Genomic DNA, 17421 nt, shown 5'->3' with positions numbered 1-17421 from the left:
TCTTTACACAGTGACGGGCCGTTGTTTTCTTAGGAAAATAGCGGCAAAGGGGCACTGTTTGTAGATACGGGTCTTGCGGCCATGAAATGAAATGGAGGGAACCCCTTTTGATCGATGTAAATAAATTCGAAAGTATGCAAATAGGTCTGGCTTCTCCCGAAAAAATCAGAAGCTGGTCATACGGGGAAGTCAAAAAACCCGAGACCATCAACTATCGTACGTTGAAACCTGAACGGGAAGGTTTGTTTGACGAGCGTATTTTCGGCCCTACCAAAGACTGGGAATGTGCTTGTGGGAAGTACAAACGGATCCGTTACAAAGGCATCGTCTGCGACCGCTGCGGTGTAGAAGTAACCCGTGCCAAAGTTCGTCGTGAACGGATGGGCCATATCGAATTGGCAGCACCGGTTTCTCATATCTGGTACTTCAAAGGTATCCCATCTCGGATGGGTCTGGTTTTGGATATGAGCCCACGGGCCTTGGAAGAAGTGATCTACTTTGCTTCTTACGTGGTCATTGAACCAGGCGATACGAGCTTGGAGAAAAAACAATTGCTTACAGAACGGGAATACCGTGAAAAACGTGAACAGTACGGTCAAGGCTTCAATGCAGCCATGGGTGCCGAAGCCATCAAGCAATTGTTGGATTCTGTCGACTTGGATGCAGAAGTTGCTGAACTGAAAGAAGAATTGAAAACTGCTTCCGGCCAAAAACGGACCCGCGCGATTCGTCGTTTGGATATTTTGGAAGCTTTCCGTAAATCTGGCAATAAACCTGGCTGGATGGTCATGGATGTTATTCCTGTCATTCCTCCAGACTTGCGGCCAATGGTCCAATTGGAAGGTGGGCGTTTTGCGACATCTGACTTGAACGACCTTTACCGTCGTGTCATCAACCGTAACAACCGGTTGAAACGCTTGTTGGACTTGAACGCACCAAACATTATCGTCCAAAACGAAAAACGGATGCTGCAAGAAGCCGTAGATGCGTTGATTGACAATGGTCGTCGTGGCCGTCCGGTAACTGGTCCTGGTAACCGTCCGTTGAAATCTTTGTCTCACATGTTGAAAGGGAAACAAGGTCGTTTCCGTCAAAACTTGCTGGGTAAACGTGTTGACTATTCCGGTCGTTCCGTTATCGTCGTTGGTCCTTTCTTGAAAATGTACCAATGTGGTCTGCCAAAAGAAATGGCCATTGAATTGTTCAAACCTTTCGTAATGAAAGAATTGGTTCAACGCGAGATTGCATCAAATATCAAAAATGCCAAACGCAAAATCGAACGTATGGAAGATGAAGTTTGGGATGTTTTGGAAGATGTCATCAAAGAACACCCTGTTCTGTTGAACCGGGCACCGACTTTGCACCGCCTGGGTATCCAAGCTTTCGAACCTGTTTTGGTAGAAGGCCGGGCAATCCGTTTGCACCCATTGGTTTGTGAAGCCTACAACGCCGACTTTGACGGTGACCAAATGGCGGTTCACGTACCATTGAATGAAGAAGCACAAGCGGAAGCACGGATGCTGATGCTGGCTGCTCAAAACATCTTGAACCCGAAAGACGGCAAACCAGTCGTTACACCATCTCAAGATATGGTCTTGGGTAACTATTACCTGACGATGGAAGAAGATGGTCGTGAAGGGGAAGGCATGCTTTTCCGTGACATGGACGAAGCAGTAACCGCATGGCGCAATGGCTATGTCCATCTGCATTCACGAATCGCTGTCGATCCTAAGAAATTAGGTGACAAACCATTCACTGACGAACAACGTTCTAAATTGATGGTAACCACAGTAGGTAAGGTGATCTTCAACTCCATCATGCCATCTGAGTTCCCTTACTTGAACGAACCGACTGACTTTAACTTGACTGTTCAAACACCTGACAAATACTTTGTGGAAGCCGGAACAGATATTCCTGCCTTTATCAAAGAACAGGAATTAGTTGGACCATTCAAGAAGAAAAATCTCGGAAATATTATTTCTGAAGTCTTCAAACGTTTCAAAGTCACTGAAACTTCTCACATGTTGGACCGTATGAAAGACTTGGGTTACAGCCATTCAACAATGGCGGGTATCACTGTGGGGATCGCCGATATCATGGTTTTGGCTGAAAAACATGACATTATCGATACAGCCCATGGGCAAGTGGCCAACATTACTAAACAGTTCCGTCGCGGGTTGATTACTGACGACGAACGGTACGAACGAGTTATCGGTGTCTGGAACGCTGCCAAAGACGAAATCCAACAAAAACTGATGGAATCCTTAGATGCTAAAAACCCAATCTTCATGATGTCCGATTCCGGAGCCCGTGGTAACATCTCCAACTTTACTCAGTTGGCAGGGATGCGTGGGTTGATGGCCGCGCCAAATGGCCGAATCATGGAATTGCCAATCATCTCTAACTTCCGTGAAGGTTTGACTGTCTTGGAAATGTTTATCTCTACTCACGGGGCTCGTAAAGGGATGACCGATACCGCCTTGAAGACTGCCGATTCAGGTTATCTGACTCGTCGTCTGGTAGACGTGGCCCAAGATGTCATCATCCGTGAAGAAGATTGTGGTACGGATCGTGGTTTGGAAATCGCAGCTATTCGTGAAGGAAACGAAATCATCGAATCGTTGGAAGAACGTTTGGTGGGTCGTTACACACACAAATCTGTGATCAATCCGCAATCTGGCGAAGCAATCATGGGTAAAGATCAATTGATTACCGAAGACTTGGCAAAACAAATCGTGGACGCTGGAATTGAAACTGTTTCAATTCGTTCCGTCTTCACATGTAATACCAAACACGGTGTATGTAAACATTGTTATGGCCGTAACTTGGCAACTGGTTCAGAAGTTGAAGTTGGTGAAGCAGTCGGTACAATCGCTGCCCAATCTATCGGTGAACCAGGGACTCAGTTGACCATGCGTACCTTCCATACCGGGGGGGTTGCCGGTGATGATATCACTCAAGGTTTGCCTCGTGTCCAAGAAATTTTCGAAGCTCGTAATCCGAAAGGGCAAGCAGTCATTACAGAAGTTACCGGTGAAGTCATCGATATCTCCGAAGATGCTGCAACTCGTTCTAAAGAAGTAACTATCAAAGGAACCACCGATACCCGGACGTATACCGTACCATTTACTGCCCGCATGAAAGTGGCAGAAGGGGACTATATTCACCGGGGTGCGCCATTGACAGAAGGTTCAATCGATCCGAAACAACTGCTGCAAGTTCGCGACGTCTTGTCCGTTGAAAACTACTTGCTGCGAGAAGTTCAACGGGTCTACCGGATGCAAGGGGTAGAAATCGGTGACAAGCATATCGAAGTAATGGTTCGTCAAATGCTGCGTAAAGTCCGCGTCATGGATCCAGGGGATTCTGATATTCTGCCAGGAACATTGATGGATATCGCAGACTTTAAAGACCGTAACTACACTACGCTGGTTTCCGGCGGTGTACCTGCAACGTCTCGTCCGGTTCTTTTGGGGATCACTAAAGCCTCATTGGAAACCAATTCCTTCTTGTCAGCTGCTTCCTTCCAGGAAACAACTCGTGTCTTGACCGATGCAGCAATCCGCGGCAAGAAAGATCCACTGTTGGGTCTGAAGGAAAATGTTATCATCGGGAAGATTATTCCTGCTGGTACCGGTATGGCTCATTACCGCAACATGGAGCCAAAAGAAGTGACTGTAGCCAGCGAAAATGTTTACAGCATTTCCGACATCGAAGCCCAAATGGCGGCAGAAGATGCATTGAACGAACAAAACTGATTTTGAGAACAACTAAAAAGGCCTGTTTTCCGACACTTGTTGGAAGACAGGCCTTTTTTTGAATGGAAGTAAGACGGCATTCACAGCAACTAGCTGTCATCAGAAGTTGGTGGTTCAGGGAAGCCGGGGTTAGGATGGGCTCACCAGTTGAACTGTAAAACGAGCCACAAGCCAACTGCTAAAAAGGGGATGAAGGGCAGTTCTTTTTTTGCTAGTGGCTGTGTAGTGACTGCTGACAGTTGAAAAAAGCCGTATGCAACTAAGCCAGTGCCACTAGCAAGGATTAGTAGTAGGCAAAATTGCCGCAGCTCTAGCCAAGGACTCCAAGAAAGCAGCAATAAAACGTCTCCGGCACCAAAGCGTCCTCTGAGAAAAAGCGTCAGAAACAGTAAAATCCCACTACAATACAGCAGTGTCTCCCAGTGAAACAACTGGCCCAGCCCCAGCTTCCCGCCCCAAAGAATCACCAGGCTGGGATAAAAAATTTTCGGCTCTAAAATCAGATAGAAACAATCCGCCAATGCCAACAAAAACGCGGCTGTCAGCCAAAAAAAGTTTAGCGACGCTGCCCCTGTGAAAGTCAGTGGAAAAGACAACAGGAACAAGGTGCCGCACAAAAATTCTGCAGCAAAACTGCTGTAAGAAAAATGCTTGTGACAATAACGACAGCGAAAGCGCAGTCGCAAAGCCGAAACCAATGGAATCAGATCCCGCCATTTCAAAAATTCTCCGCAGCTGGTACAGTGAGAAGCCGGTGTCAGGATTGATTTGTCTTGTGGCCAACGCTGAGCGACTACGCAAAAAAAGGAACCCAGGCAGGTCCCCAATAGGAACAAAAGTACGTTTATGGTCATATCTCATCACCCCTTTCTTAAAAAATTACGCAATTTGATTGCAAAAGTAGACAATTGCCGGATTTTTTCTGATAATGGAACAAGGAAAAGGCAATGCCTCTTTTGCCAAAAGATGCTGCTAGTGTGTGAAGTTAAAGGAGAACAAGATGAAAAAAATGATTTTACCGATCATATTCGGTCTTTTGCTGTTGGCGGGCTGTGCCCCGAAAGCTATTCCAGTGGAGGAGGCTGCCGACTTATTTGTAGAGCAGCTCGTCTATCAAAAAGAAGATACTGATTTTGAAGACAATTTCCAAAATGGAGCAGATCTAAAAAAAGGCTTTGAAAAAAATACGACAGCTTTTCGTGACACGTTTGCTACCGGTCTAGTGGCGGCAGATGGGGATGTCAGTGAAGAGACGGCTAATGAGATTACCGCTTTGTTAATGGATAAGGTAAAAAGCGCCACGGATTATCAGATCAAAGTCGGTGAGGCAGAAGACGGCGATAGTATCCGTAACGTGACCTATCAAGTCCACGGCTTGGATTTGGTGACCGTGATGAAGCAAACGACGCAATTAGTGACGGCTGAAATGCTGAAAAACACCGCGTTGGCCAAAGATGAAGCCAAGTTGCAAACAGAAACTGTCAAACAGTTAAAGCATGTACTGGAAGCTCCGCCGGTCAAAGCAGAAGCGGTAAATGTCATGTTGGAGATGAAGCCGGAAAAAGGCCAGTGGGTCATTGTCGGCGGACAGCAGGCCCAATTAGAGGGGCTTTACTTGGCTTTTGTGGCAGGAGTCAAGGATGCGGACACCTTATCGACAAATTGGCAGGCGGCACAAGCAGAGCTGACCAAAGAGCTGGAAAAACAATTGCAGAAGTAAGCGGTGGTGGATCACAAGTGGGAAACTCTTGTGATCCGTTATTTTTATTGCAGGAGAACGCCTTTCTCTTACAAATTGTCAGTGTGGTGCAGATTATTGTACTTTTTATCACATTCATACTAACATAGGTAATGGAAGCCGGTGAGGTGGGGCAAGACCCACAGCTTACCGACAAAAAACCGATGTAGGAGGACTTGAAATGAAATACGAAAAGACCAAAGAAGTACTGAACCAATTAGTAGCCGACTTGAGCCAAATGGCAATGGTCATCCACCAAACCCACTGGTATATGCGTGGCCCTGGTTTCTTGACTCTGCATCCATTGATGGACACCTATATGGATGATATCAACGACCAATTAGACGAAGTATCCGAACGCTTGATCACATTGGATGGTTCACCATTTTCAACGTTGAAAGAAATGGCTGAAAATACTAAGATCAAAGACGAAATCGGCAGCTGGGATCGCTCAATGGAAGAACGCTTGGCAACTTTGGTAGAAGGCTACCGTTACTTGGCTGACTTGTATCAAAAAGGGATCGAAGTAAGTGGCGAAGAAGGCGATGATCCAACACAAGACATGTTCATCGAATTCAAAACAGCAACTGAAAAACGTATCTGGATGGTCCAAGCACACCTTGGTAAAGCACCAGAAATCGACAAATAAGCAAAAACAAATACCCGTAGAACCGCTTTTAGCAGCGGTTCTGCGGGTATTTTCGTTTGCCGTAAAATAAAGAGCTGTACTACCTTGAGCTTTTTTCCAGGTAATGATGAGGTACTGCTGATGTCGACAAAAGGAGCAGCACTCGAATTGCTGGTTAACAAGTGCCGGTAAAGTCAGCTAGCTCATTATTCTGCTGCCAGCTGTGCTTTAGCGAGCTGAATCTGGTGTGCCACCTGATCAAATCCAGTACCACCGAGAGAATGGCGGTTTTTGACAGCGTTGAAAGAATCCAGTTTCTCGTAGACATCGGCTTCGATAACTGGCGTGATGGCTTGGTATTCGTCCAGGGGAATATCTTGGAGGTAGCGCCCTTTGTGGATGCCGTCAATCACCAGCTTGCCGACGATTTCATGGGCTTCTCGGAAAGGGATACCTTTACTCGCCAGATAATCAGCCAGCTCAGTCGCATTGGAGAAGTCTTTTTCAGTGGACTCCAGCATGTGTTCTTTGTGTACTGTCATGGTATGGATCATCCCCGCCATGATTTCTAGGCTGGTGAGCAGGGTTTCGGCAGTGTCAAACATGCCTTCTTTATCTTCTTGGAAATCCTTGTTATAAGCTAGCGGCAGGCCTTTCATCACCGTCAAAAGGCCGAAGAGATTTCCATAGACACGCCCGGTTTTTCCGCGAATCAGTTCGGCCATGTCAGGGTTTTTCTTTTGAGGCATGATTGAACTGCCGGTAGAGAAGGTATCGGTGAGCGTAACGAATTGAAACTCATGGCTGCACCAGAGAATCAGCTCTTCACAAAAGCGTGAAAGATGCATCATCAAGATCGATCCGTTGCTGAGAAATTCCAAAATAAAATCCCGATCACTGACTGCGTCCATGCTGTTGGCATAAACGCCGGCAAAGCCTAATTCCTGTGCGGAAAACTCTCGATCAATGGGAAAAGTAGTTCCGGCTAAAGCAGCTGCCCCCAGCGGTGAAAGGTCAGTGCGTTTGAGACTTTCTGTGAAGCGTTCTTGATCTCTGGTCAGCATGCTGTAATAAGCCAGCAAATGTTGCCCGAAGCTGATGGGTTGTGCGTGTTGCAGATGGGTATAACCTGGCATCACGGTATGGATATTTTCTTCGGCTTTTGCCACCAGTACACTGCGGAAAGTCTGGATTTTGTCGATTACCTGATGCAAGGTATCCTTCAAATACAGATGCATATCTGTTGCTACTTGATCGTTGCGGCTGCGGGCCGTGTGCAGCTTGCCGGCGACAGCTCCGATTTCTTCGTGCAAATACGTCTCGATATTCATGTGGATATCTTCGTTTTCAATGGTAAAAGTCAGTTCACCGGCATCTAGTTTGGCTTTGATTGCCTCCAGTCCGGCGATGATCTGATCGGCATCAGCTTGTGGAATGATTCCGGTGTGAGCCAGCATTTTTACATGGGCTAGACTGCCGAAAATGTCCTGTTGTGCCATCTTTTGATCGAAGGGGATAGAGGCTCCAAATGCATCAATCCACGCTTCATTTTTGCCGTCAAAACGGCCGCCCCATAATTTTGCCATAATCGCTTCACCTCTAAATAGAATTGTCACGGGCTGCAATTTGAGAACAGCTCCCGCTTGTCGTATTACTTCAAGTATACCAAATCCAGTACTAATAGACAGAAAAGGCATAAGCAAGCAAGACCCGCTTATGCCTTTTCTTATGATCTCCCCAAGCACGGCTCGCTGTACGCGTCATCAGGAAATGTGATTATTTAATCCTCACCTGCGGCTCACTGTACGCAGCATCAGGAAAAATCCCTATTTATTTGACGAGGTTCTTTTCGTTGACCTTGCTTTGGACTTCGGCATGAACCTTAGTTGGCAGACCGAAAAGCTTGATAAAGCCGACTGCCGCATGTTGGTCAAAGGTATCCGCAGAAGTATAGGTGGCCAAGTTTTCATTGTAGAGGCTGTTTTCTGATTTCCGTCCTTCTACAATGGCGTTACCTTTGAAAAGTTTTACCCGAACAACGCCGTTCACGTATTTTTGGGTCTCTTTCAAAAAAGCAATCAGGGCATCTGTCAATGGATTGAACCACAAGGCATTGTAGATGACATCGCTCAACTGATTTTCAATCGTTGGCTTGAAGTGAGCCAACTCAGTCACGAAAGTCAGATCTTCCAACTCTTTGTGAGCTTTCATCAAAGTAATGGCTCCTGGACATTCGTAGACTTCCCGGGATTTAATCCCCACCAACCGGTTTTCCACATGGTCGATCCGGCCGATACCGTGCTTGCCAGCGACGACGTTCAACTCGTCAATAATCTCATAGAAGGACAGCGCTTCGCCATTCAAAGCCACAGGCACACCCTTATCAAAAGTGATTTCCACGATATCCGCGGTATCCGGAGTATCTTCCAACTCCGCTGTAATGGCATACGCTTCTTTAGGCGGCGCAGCCCAAGGGTCTTCCAAAATCCCACATTCGCAGGCCCGGCCCCAGACATTTTGGTCGATAGAATAAGGGTTATCCAGATTCGCCGGGATCGGCACACCTTTTTCAGCGGCATAGGCAATTTCTTCTTCCCGGGACCATTTCCACTCCCGAACTGGAGCGATGACTTTCAAATGCGGATCCAGAGAAGCAATCGCAACTTCGAAGCGTACTTGGTCATTGCCCTTGCCGGTACAGCCATGGGCCACAGTCGTTGCGCCGGCTGCGTGAGCCACTTCCACCAGTTTTTTAGCGATCAGCGGGCGAGAAAGAGCCGAAACCAATGGGTAGGATTGTTCATAGAAAGTATGTCCTTGTAAAGCAATCAACGCATACTCGTTGGCAAACTCATCTTTGCAATCCAAAGCATAAGACTCAATTGCGCCGACCTGCAACGCTTTGTCTTTGATGAACTGCATATCGCGGCCTTCTCCGATATCCAAGCAACAAGCCACGACATCATATCCTTCATCTACCAACCATTTGATAGCAACGGAAGTATCCAAACCTCCGGAATAAGCCAATACTACTTTCTCTTTCATAGTTATACACCCTCGCTTTAAGTCGTTTGTCGATTAACTGATGCCATCGTAACAAATATTCATACAGGTTGCAAGGGAAAAATAAATAAATATACATAAAAAGTTGAAGAAAGACAGAAAATATACAAAGACGAGCGGTTATTCATAGTTTTTTGTATAATCAGGTAAAATTATCCGTGCACTTCTTAAGAAAGAGTGAACACTCGAAAATTGTTTCTCGCTGGAAACAGCGGCATGCAAAATGAAAAAGGAAGGGCAGTAAAACGAGTAAAAACTATACAATAGAAACAAATTTTTAGAAGACGGCCTGTGGTTAGAACAAACAAATGCGTGGCTTACCTTAACGCCAAAATCCAAAGCGCCTGCAGCTAACCTGTTCCAGAAGACAGTAGTAAACACCAAGCCCAGAATCAGTGTGAGATTGTGAAAATGGCTTTTAGACTCCAAAAATTGGCGGTAATATTCACCACTGACAGAACTTGATCTGACAAGTTTTCCATTGGTTCACGATGGTTTTTAGCCGTGGAGTTCGATTTAAAAGAAATCGTGAAAGATTTTCCGAAAGCTAGGGAAAACTTAGAGATTTTCGTTGACTTTGACTGGCGCAGAAGGTATTATGTTAAATGGTATTGTTTACCCCACAAAGAGCCCCGGAAACTCACGTGATTGTAAACATTCGAAATCGAAATTGGAGGAAAAAATCTTGCGTACAACATATATGGCCAAAGCTGGCGAAGTAGAACGTAAATGGTATGTCGTTGACGCGACAGATGTCCCTATGGGTCGTTTGTCTGCAGTTGTAGCATCTGTATTGCGCGGTAAAAACAAACCAACATTCACCCCTCATGTGGATACTGGCGACTTTGTGATCGTGATCAATGCGGACAAAGTAAAATTGACTGGTAACAAAGCAAGTGACAAGATCTACTACCGTCACTCAAACTTCCCTGGCGGATTGAAACAAATCTCTGCTGGCGAATTGCGTGCTAAAAATTCTCGTCGTCTGATCGAAACTTCTGTAAAAGGCATGCTTCCTAAAAACACTTTGGGCCGTGCTCAAGGCATGAAGCTGCACGTTTACGGTGGCGCTGAACATCCACATGCTGCTCAAAAACCAGAAGTTTTGGACATCACAAACTTAATCTAATAGGAGGGAATTTCATTGGCACAAGCACAATATACCGGCACAGGCCGTCGTAAAAATGCAGTAGCTCGCGTACGTTTGGTACCGGGTACTGGTAAAATCACTGTTAACAACAAAGCTGTTGAAGAATACATCCCACACGCTGACTTGCGTGAAGTTATCAACCAACCATTTGGCGTTACCGAAACCAAAGGCGCTTACGACGTATTCGTAAACGTAAACGGCGGTGGCTACGCTGGACAATCAGGCGCGATCCGTCATGGTATCGCCCGCGCATTGCTGGAAGTAGACCCTGACTTCCGTTTGGCTCTGAAACGCGCTGGTCTGTTGACCCGTGACGCTCGTATGGTCGAACGTAAGAAACCAGGTCTTAAGAAAGCTCGTAAAGCTTCTCAATTTTCAAAGCGTTAATATCCCTTGTATATCAACGTTTCTGGCACTTTCCAATTTTTGGAAAGTGTCTTTTTTTTTGTACGCTTAGGTACGAAAAAATGTACGAGATTTTGAATCGGCTGTTTTTAAGACCTAGGTTAGACACTATATAATCGTTCTTTTTAGGATGCTTGAGTGTTATTTTAATTTGTTGTTTATTTTGCTTGTCGCGCTTCATCCAGGCGTTTCTCGAATTTCTCATAAGTGGAAAGATCGACAACATTTGAAGTATTAACATATATTTCTGTCGTTTTAATATCCGAGTGAGTTAGGGCTTGAGAAATTTGAGCCATTGTTGCACCACCTTCACGAGATAACGTACTAAAGGTATGCCGTAGCTTGTGTGGATTTGTCTGAATCAGTTCCTCATGTCTTCGCCGGATGGATTTTAGCCGATAATTTAAGTAATCCACATGAACCGGAATATTTATTTCGCTCACATGTACTAGAGGTTGGATTGAATAAAAATTTAAAACGATATATGTGATTACGTTGATGCCGGGCTCAAGCATTGTATGATTAATTGACATGTATGTTAGAATATATGAGAACATATTTTCTTTTTTGGAGGGTAAAATAGTGATGGAAAAAGATGTGATTCAGAAAGTTAAATTTAAAACACTCGATATTAATGATCCTTTTTTTACGTCTCTTCGCCAAGCTTACGCACCAAACTTTGAACAATGGTTTCAGAAAAAAGATAATGAAGATGCCTATATTTTCATAAATAATGGCGTTCTTGATGGATTCCTGTATCTCAAGGATGAAGATGAAGGAGACTCAAGTGTCCAACCTCCTTTGATTAAAAAAAGAAGATTAAAAATTGGTACTTTCAAAATCAATTCCCATGGGACCGTTTTAGGGCAAAGATTTATTAGTATCATTTTGTCCAGAATGATTCAAGAGGATTTTTCTGAAGTTTATGTCACATTTTTTCCAAATCAGAAAGGTTTGATTAAACTTTTTGAAAAATTTGGTTTTAAATTGCACGGGAAAAAAAACAATGGAGAGCTAGTATATGTGAAACTGCTTGATTTTAGCGATGACCCTCACTTGGATTATCCAAGAATAAAGATTGACGGCTGTAAAAAGGTTTTGATGAGTATTTATCCTAAATTCCATACAAAAATGTTTCCCGATGCTCGTCTCAATACTGAACGAAATCATATCGTAGAAGACTTATCTTTTACAAATACTGTAGAAAAAATTTATTTATCTAAAATGAGAGGTATTTCTGATTTAAATAAAGGAGATCTTATTGTAATTTATAGAACAAAGGATAATCAAGCACAGTCTGCTGAATATAGTTCTGTTGCAACAGCTGTTTGTACAGTTTTAGATGTGAAAAATATGGCTGACTTTAAGGATATAGATGAGTACCTTATGTACTGCGGCAGAGGTTCAATTTTCACAGAAGAGGAGTTGAGAAGATTTTATTTAAATAAACAGTATCCTTATATCATTAAGATGTTGTACAATTTTCCTTTAAGAAAACGAGTGATTCGCCAAAAACTTATTGAAAATGCCGGAATAGATAGAAATGCTTATCCTGGATTTATGCCATTAAATGAACAACAATTTAGAAAAATTATTGAATTAGGTGAGGTTAATGAAAGTTTTATTATCGATTAAACCGGAATTTGTGGAAGAAATAGTAGAGGGCAGAAAAAAATTCGAGTATAGAAAAAGTATATTCAAACGTAATGATATTTCTTCAGTAATAATCTATGCGACAAAGCCATACGGAAAAGTGGTTGGGGAGTTTGAGATAGAGAAAATTATTCAGGATCGGCCTTCAACCATTTGGAAGCAGACAAGTGAATTTTCCGGAATATCAAAGGATTTCTTTAATGAATATTTTTCAGGTAGAGATATTGGGTTTGCGATAGGGATAAAGAAATTTATTGCTTATGATACACCAATGGATTTGAATCAAATAGATAGTAGTATAAAGGCTGCGCCTCAATCATTTTGTTATATAAGAGGGTGAAAAAACTGAATTATATTTTTTTATCAGGTATACATGGAGTTGGAAAATCAACATTGCTCAGAAGAATCAAGGAAATAATACCAATTGATTATTCTTCAGTTAGTGATTTGATAAGGCAAGCTGGGGAAAATATTGACTCAAGAGATAAATATACTAAAAAAATTTCAGAAAATCAGAATTTATGGAAAAAAGAATTGAAAAAGCTAAGTGTTCCACCGGAAAATTTGCTGGTGCTAGATGGTCATTTTGCACTAATAAACAAGAAAGGTGAGATAACTATATTACCTAGTGATACCTTTTCTGAGACTGAAATGACAAAAATAATTTTAAAAAAGGAAATTCCAACAATTATTCAACAGAGATTACTAGATAGAGATGGCATTCTGTGGGACATTGAACAATTGACTGCATTTCAAGATGTTGAGGAACGGGAAGCAAAAAAATTTGCATCAGATAAATCTCTGCCGTTGTTTGTTTATGAAAGTGATGATCAATTTCATAAATTATTAGATTTCATAGGTAGAGGTGATGATTATGAATCATGACCTTAAAATTGATGAAAAATATTTTAACGACGTAAAAAAAGGATTAAAGAAATTTGAAATACGCTTTAATGATCGGAACTATCGTGTAGGAGATACTATCAATTTGTTCGAGATAACACAAGAAAGAAAATATACTGGTAGAAAAGTTTCTGGTGTTATTACTTATATAACAGATTATGAACAAAAAACAGGTTATATAGTTTTTGGATTTAGTTTACTTGAAGACTGATTATTTTGATGCCAAAAATTTTTCAAAGAATATGAAGAGTATAGCTTTAAGTATATAGTCAGAGCTGAAAGAGAGAAATCTTTTTCAGCCTTTTAGTTTTCTTAAATCTGAAAAAAGAGTGATATGAGACTAGTCCATTGCTGGTGCGAGTACCCCAAGTCGTCCTCCTTCGTAAAGAGTTCGTTTTGAATGTGAGTGGGCGCAACTCGCGATGGAAACTGGTAATTTAGTATTAGAAGATTATAGCTTTAGGTTTCCGATAGAACGGACTCTAACGTGTATGGAAGCGGTATAGTAGTAACTAGAATGTTGGATAAGGGGTTGAGCTATATGTCTGATTATAAATATTCTATAAAAAATACCACAAAAATTGAGCGGGAAAAACTACAAAATATTGCTTTGAGTTACTCAACTTTAGATGCTGCGGCACCCTCAGAAGATACGATGAAATTAGTAGAAGAGTATGTTGTTGGAAACATTGAAATTGCGGATGCTTTAGAATCGGTTATTGAAAAATACCGAGACATGGGTTTACAAAATGTTTGATCCCTATGTAACTCTTGGTACAACTTGCTAAGCCGTTGTTGATTCATCCTTTTCGAGAAGGGAACACGCGGACAATCATTCAGTTCGCTGGATTGTTTGCAAACGCGAAAGGCTTTCCGATAAACTCCAAATTTTTACGAGACCATTCAAACTATGTAAGAAAATCATTAGTTCTATATTGTGTTGAAGAGGCTCCAGAAAAGGGCTGTTTCTTAAAAATCATGGTTGAAGCAATTAATAGTTTTTAGAATAATTATCTGTTATTTATGAATAGTAGCCATGTTCTGGTTTGCGTATTTTTTTGATGTGCGTTTTAATGTACGAGTTGCTTAAAATCGATTGAAATTGATTGATATAAAGATTTTTAAAAAATCTATAGAAACCTTGAAATAAAACGATAAACAACCGTTTTATGTTATTTATAAGCAAAACCAGGTCTTAAGAAAGCTCGTAAAGCTTCACAATTCTCAAAACGTTAATCAGTTCTTTATTGTATCAACGTTTACAAGAGTTTTTTGGTTCAAGTTGGTTCAAATTATCAATTTGACAAAGAATTTAAGAGGTTTAAAGCATCAGCATCTTGCTGGTGCTTTTTTTCTGGCATCAATTCAAGATAATAGTTCTGCGTTGTTTGAATATTGATATGACCTAAGCGTTTTGATACATAGGCAATATCAATATCTTGTGAAAATAGAAAAGAAGCATGAGTATCTCTTAGGCCGTGGAAGGTAGTTTTTGGAATATCTAGTTTTTTCAGTAATCTGGCGAGCTTAGCAGATTGTTGAAAGCCGTCAGGATCAAAAAAATATCCATTATCCTTAACCGGGACAGATTTTAGAATATCGTAGACTTCTTGATTAATGGAAATATCTCGTCTTGAATTTTTAGTTTTTAACGAAGTATCTTCAGAAGTTGGACTAAGAGAACGTCTGACATGGATACCATATTCAAAGAGGTCTTCGGGACGTATACCTAAAAGTTCTCCGCGTCTCATACCAGTTTCTAATGCAAGGAGTACAAGAATGTTAAACTCATTTTCTCGATGATTAATGACATAAGTACGCAGTTTCTTTAATTCGGTAATGGAAAGTGCACGGTTTCTCTTATCCAAAACTTTCCCTCGTGTTTTGACTAAATTTGCAAAATCGGTAGCAAGATAGCCACGAGCATAAGCATCACGTAATGCCGTTTTGATTTTCAATAGTACTTCATGAGTGGTTTTACGAGAATGAGTCTCCGCATACTTATCTATTTTTCGTTGTACTACAATATCGTTCAAATCCTTTAACTGTATATCGCCAAATAATTTCTTCACCACTTGAGCAGTCCTTTGATAATTTTGAAAAGTCGTTTCTTTTACATCATTTTTCTTTATGATATGAATCCAGTTTTCAAAGAAGTCAGCAAATGTTGTTGTACGCTCTGCTAATTGTTTTCCATTTCCTTTCTCCAATTCATTTTCTAAGGCCCAACGAGTTGCTTCTTTCTTAGAGCTAAATGATTTTGTCAATTTCTTATGTTGACCATGGTTGTAAAGTGAAATCTGAGCTCTATATGAGTTACCACGTTTAATTATACTAGGCATTTATAACAAATCCTTTCACTGAAAGATGGTTGATAAATGCTAGTTGAATACACCGCCATTCTACATGGCACAGAGCACCTAATCAACCATCCTACGATATTTTAGCTAGATAGAGTGCGTCTTAATAAAATTAATGAGGGAAGTGACAGTGTATCGTTCTTGTCTTCCTATCATAAAACGCTCTAATTCATCGTTTGCGCGAACGAATTTATCAAAAGATTTTGGATCAATCCCTAAAAACTGAGAAGCTTGTTCTCTAGTAAGTAGATAGGGCAATTCATAAGTAGTTATTGTATTTTTCATAGGTTATTTCCTTTCCAAAAATGTTTTTTGGCTGACACAAGGAAATGTGCTATACTCAACTTGTCTAGGGCGGAGTACGTTTATACATTTTAATGTGTAAGCTGTGCTTTGCTTTTTTTGTGTATTTTTTCTGCCTTCATATTTTGAAGACACTGGATATAAAATTCTACTTCTTCCTGATAATAATCAGGCTCAGCAATCAAATTTTCTAATGTTTTTTGCTGTCGTGAACTAAGCTCCCCGCAGCTAATAATCTCGTTAATCAAATTTGAATCAAAATGATTATCTACCTCTTGAATAAATGCGAGGGTGGGAGAAACGCTGTGAATTAACCAATTCATACTTTTTTCAAAGCTTTGAGGAGTGGTCTCTAAAGAAATGGTGATTGCGCCATGATTGCCAATAAAGGCTGCCCATTTTTTATCGACTTTTGCACCTGGCTCATTTGGATCACGGTCATAAAAACAAATTGCGCCATTAAGTAACTCAAAGAACAGTTTGGTTAAATCATGGGTTCTTGAAATAATCTTTGCCAAGCTTTGCGCTTTCTCTTTTCGATACCGTAGTTCAAAGCGATTTTTCACTTCTGCCTCCTCTAAAGGAATTCCTCGTCTTTTGCGTTGTTCATAATCCTTCTGATAAAAACAAAAGCGACACTGACTCTTCTTTGAGCCTAAATACAAGGTCTCACCATTTGACTCATTGTTTATGATATCCGTCCCGCCATGGGATTCACTCACTTGAAAAGTGGTCCACACATGGCCTAGCGTTACCTTACACTTCAGTTCTGGAATACTGAGACTCCCCACAAAATCATCTAAAGTAAAATCAATCCGTGTAAAGTTTCCCTGATAAGCTAATACCTTACGGAAGAACTCTTGCCAGTTTGATTTTGCGGTATTCAAACGCATGGCAAGATGTTTACAGCCTTGACCTGAAAACTCCATCACGGTTCCTTTTACCGTATCGTCAATGGAATACCGAATTGTGATTACTTGATTCCACACGTATTGGCCAATATAGCCCTTTGGCGCATAATCCAGTTCCTCAAAGCGTTCAATAGGCATGCCAATAATCTCTTCAATCAACTTTAAATGTTGATTCGAGAAAAAGTGAATGGTTAGATAATCAATCAAAACACGATTAACGGGAACAACTGCTTCTTGCAAACTATCCAGTATAAGATTCAATTTTTCTTCACTTAATTGTCTCGTTCCTTTTTCTACCTTTGATAATAACGATCTCGAAATCCCTACTTTTTCTGCTAAATATCGCTGGGTCCACCCCCTTTCTTCTCGAGAAACTCGAATCGATTCCCCGAGATCATGTTGATTCACTTGATTCATAGAAAAACCTCCTTCTGCTATTTACTTGTCAAAGAACCGTATGACTTATTTTAAGTACATATTAATTGTACGCTTGTATTTATTTTAAGTCAATATGTTTTGACTTTTTTTAAGTACGCTCGTATACTAAAT

At 41.5% G+C, this 17421-nt stretch carries 16 protein-coding genes and 1 pseudogene; 10 read left to right on the top strand and 7 right to left on the bottom strand.

The window, feature by feature from the left end:
* The first annotated feature begins 107 nt into the window (after positions 1 to 107).
* Positions 108 to 3758, top strand: a complete 3651-nt coding sequence (gene rpoC, locus BAU14_RS03635; protein ID WP_161898712.1) for a DNA-directed RNA polymerase subunit beta' — start codon at positions 108 to 110, stop codon at positions 3756 to 3758.
* 140 nt (positions 3759 to 3898) lie between these two features.
* On the opposite strand, the gene BAU14_RS03630 is transcribed toward rpoC, so the two are convergent.
* Complete coding sequence (locus tag BAU14_RS03630; protein WP_161898711.1) at positions 3899 to 4612, bottom strand: prepilin peptidase; 714 nt, start codon at positions 4610 to 4612, stop codon at positions 3899 to 3901.
* A gap of 146 nt (positions 4613 to 4758) precedes the next feature.
* Between BAU14_RS03630 and BAU14_RS03625 the strand changes: the two genes are divergently transcribed.
* Positions 4759 to 5478: a DUF5105 domain-containing protein gene (locus BAU14_RS03625; RefSeq protein WP_161898710.1), complete on the top strand. Its 720-nt coding sequence runs from the start codon at positions 4759 to 4761 to the stop codon at positions 5476 to 5478.
* A 199-nt stretch (positions 5479 to 5677) separates the two neighbouring features.
* Complete coding sequence (locus tag BAU14_RS03620) at positions 5678 to 6145, top strand: Dps family protein (RefSeq protein ID WP_161898709.1); 468 nt, start codon at positions 5678 to 5680, stop codon at positions 6143 to 6145.
* 185 nt (positions 6146 to 6330) lie between these two features.
* Here the strand turns inward: BAU14_RS03620 and argH are convergent, their stop codons facing one another.
* Positions 6331 to 7710, bottom strand: a complete 1380-nt coding sequence (argH, locus tag BAU14_RS03615) for an argininosuccinate lyase (protein ID WP_161898708.1) — start codon at positions 7708 to 7710, stop codon at positions 6331 to 6333.
* Between the two features lie 244 nt (positions 7711 to 7954).
* On the bottom strand, positions 7955 to 9169 hold the full coding sequence (locus tag BAU14_RS03610) for an argininosuccinate synthase (RefSeq protein WP_161898707.1): 1215 nt from the start codon (positions 9167 to 9169) through the stop codon (positions 7955 to 7957).
* 700 nt (positions 9170 to 9869) lie between these two features.
* Between BAU14_RS03610 and rplM the strand changes: the two genes are divergently transcribed.
* Both rplM and rpsI read left to right on the top strand, forming a co-directional pair.
* A complete protein-coding gene (rplM, locus tag BAU14_RS03605) occupies positions 9870 to 10316 on the top strand; it encodes a 50S ribosomal protein L13 (RefSeq protein ID WP_337248032.1) in 447 nt (148 codons plus the stop codon).
* Positions 10317 to 10331: 15 nt separating this feature from the next.
* The gene (rpsI, locus tag BAU14_RS03600; protein WP_161898705.1) at positions 10332 to 10724 is read left to right on the top strand and encodes a 30S ribosomal protein S9; all 393 of its coding nucleotides are present in this window, start codon (positions 10332 to 10334) and stop codon (positions 10722 to 10724) included.
* Positions 10725 to 10900: 176 nt separating this feature from the next.
* Here rpsI and BAU14_RS03595 read toward each other — a convergent pair.
* Positions 10901 to 11179: pseudogene (locus BAU14_RS03595) on the bottom strand (tyrosine-type recombinase/integrase); the annotation flags it as partial.
* A 148-nt stretch (positions 11180 to 11327) separates the two neighbouring features.
* On the opposite strand from BAU14_RS03595, the gene BAU14_RS03590 reads away from it, so the two are divergent.
* The 5 genes from BAU14_RS03590 (at position 11328) to BAU14_RS03570 (ending at position 14055) form a co-directional block, all read left to right on the top strand.
* Positions 11328 to 12377, top strand: a complete 1050-nt coding sequence (locus BAU14_RS03590) for a hypothetical protein (RefSeq protein ID WP_161898798.1) — start codon at positions 11328 to 11330, stop codon at positions 12375 to 12377.
* Positions 12355 to 12735, top strand: a complete 381-nt coding sequence (locus BAU14_RS03585; protein WP_161898704.1) for an ASCH domain-containing protein — start codon at positions 12355 to 12357, stop codon at positions 12733 to 12735. The genes BAU14_RS03590 and BAU14_RS03585 overlap by 23 nt, the downstream gene beginning before the upstream one ends.
* Positions 12732 to 13280 carry an ATP-binding protein gene (locus tag BAU14_RS03580; protein ID WP_161898703.1) on the top strand — a complete coding sequence of 183 codons (549 nt, stop codon included), beginning with the start codon at positions 12732 to 12734 and terminating at the stop codon, positions 13278 to 13280. Before BAU14_RS03585 ends, BAU14_RS03580 begins: the two co-directional genes overlap by 4 nt.
* Positions 13270 to 13509 (top strand): DUF3850 domain-containing protein, encoded by a 240-nt coding sequence (locus BAU14_RS03575; RefSeq protein ID WP_161898702.1) that lies wholly within the window; start codon positions 13270 to 13272, stop codon positions 13507 to 13509. The genes BAU14_RS03580 and BAU14_RS03575 overlap by 11 nt, the downstream gene beginning before the upstream one ends.
* Positions 13510 to 13839: 330 nt before the next feature.
* Positions 13840 to 14055 (top strand): hypothetical protein, encoded by a 216-nt coding sequence (locus BAU14_RS03570; protein WP_161898701.1) that lies wholly within the window; start codon positions 13840 to 13842, stop codon positions 14053 to 14055.
* Between the two features lie 538 nt (positions 14056 to 14593).
* On the opposite strand, the gene BAU14_RS03565 is transcribed toward BAU14_RS03570, so the two are convergent.
* The 3 genes from BAU14_RS03565 to BAU14_RS03555 form a co-directional block, all read right to left on the bottom strand.
* Positions 14594 to 15640 (bottom strand): tyrosine-type recombinase/integrase, encoded by a 1047-nt coding sequence (locus BAU14_RS03565; RefSeq protein WP_161898700.1) that lies wholly within the window; start codon positions 15638 to 15640, stop codon positions 14594 to 14596.
* A gap of 105 nt (positions 15641 to 15745) precedes the next feature.
* Positions 15746 to 15943, bottom strand: a complete 198-nt coding sequence (locus tag BAU14_RS03560; protein ID WP_067626993.1) for a DNA-binding protein — start codon at positions 15941 to 15943, stop codon at positions 15746 to 15748.
* A gap of 89 nt (positions 15944 to 16032) precedes the next feature.
* Positions 16033 to 17289, bottom strand: coding sequence for a replication initiation factor domain-containing protein (locus BAU14_RS03555; protein ID WP_161898699.1), 1257 nt, complete (start codon positions 17287 to 17289; stop codon positions 16033 to 16035).
* Positions 17290 to 17421 lie beyond the last annotated feature (132 nt).

The organism is Candidatus Enterococcus leclercqii, assembly GCF_009933135.1.
GTDB lineage: Bacteria > Bacillota > Bacilli > Lactobacillales > Enterococcaceae > Enterococcus_C > Enterococcus_C leclercqii.
The sequence above is the reverse complement of the archived record's forward strand: the minus strand, read 5'-3'. Positions and strand labels throughout refer to the sequence as shown.

Coding starts and splice junctions, on each gene's coding strand:
- BAU14_RS03555 (WP_161898699.1), bottom strand. CDS start 17,289: ATGAATCAAGTGAATCAACATGATCTCGGGGAATCGATTCGAGTTTCT.
- BAU14_RS03620 (WP_161898709.1), top strand. CDS start 5,678: ATGAAATACGAAAAGACCAAAGAAGTACTGAACCAATTAGTAGCCGAC.
- BAU14_RS03590 (WP_161898798.1), top strand. CDS start 11,328: ATGGAAAAAGATGTGATTCAGAAAGTTAAATTTAAAACACTCGATATT.
- BAU14_RS03585 (WP_161898704.1), top strand. CDS start 12,355: ATGAAAGTTTTATTATCGATTAAACCGGAATTTGTGGAAGAAATAGTA.
- BAU14_RS03625 (WP_161898710.1), top strand. CDS start 4,759: ATGAAAAAAATGATTTTACCGATCATATTCGGTCTTTTGCTGTTGGCG.
- argH (WP_161898708.1), bottom strand. CDS start 7,710: ATGGCAAAATTATGGGGCGGCCGTTTTGACGGCAAAAATGAAGCGTGG.
- BAU14_RS03560 (WP_067626993.1), bottom strand. CDS start 15,943: ATGAAAAATACAATAACTACTTATGAATTGCCCTATCTACTTACTAGA.
- BAU14_RS03630 (WP_161898711.1), bottom strand. CDS start 4,612: ATGACCATAAACGTACTTTTGTTCCTATTGGGGACCTGCCTGGGTTCC.
- BAU14_RS03570 (WP_161898701.1), top strand. CDS start 13,840: ATGTCTGATTATAAATATTCTATAAAAAATACCACAAAAATTGAGCGG.
- BAU14_RS03610 (WP_161898707.1), bottom strand. CDS start 9,169: ATGAAAGAGAAAGTAGTATTGGCTTATTCCGGAGGTTTGGATACTTCC.
- BAU14_RS03575 (WP_161898702.1), top strand. CDS start 13,270: ATGAATCATGACCTTAAAATTGATGAAAAATATTTTAACGACGTAAAA.
- BAU14_RS03565 (WP_161898700.1), bottom strand. CDS start 15,640: ATGCCTAGTATAATTAAACGTGGTAACTCATATAGAGCTCAGATTTCA.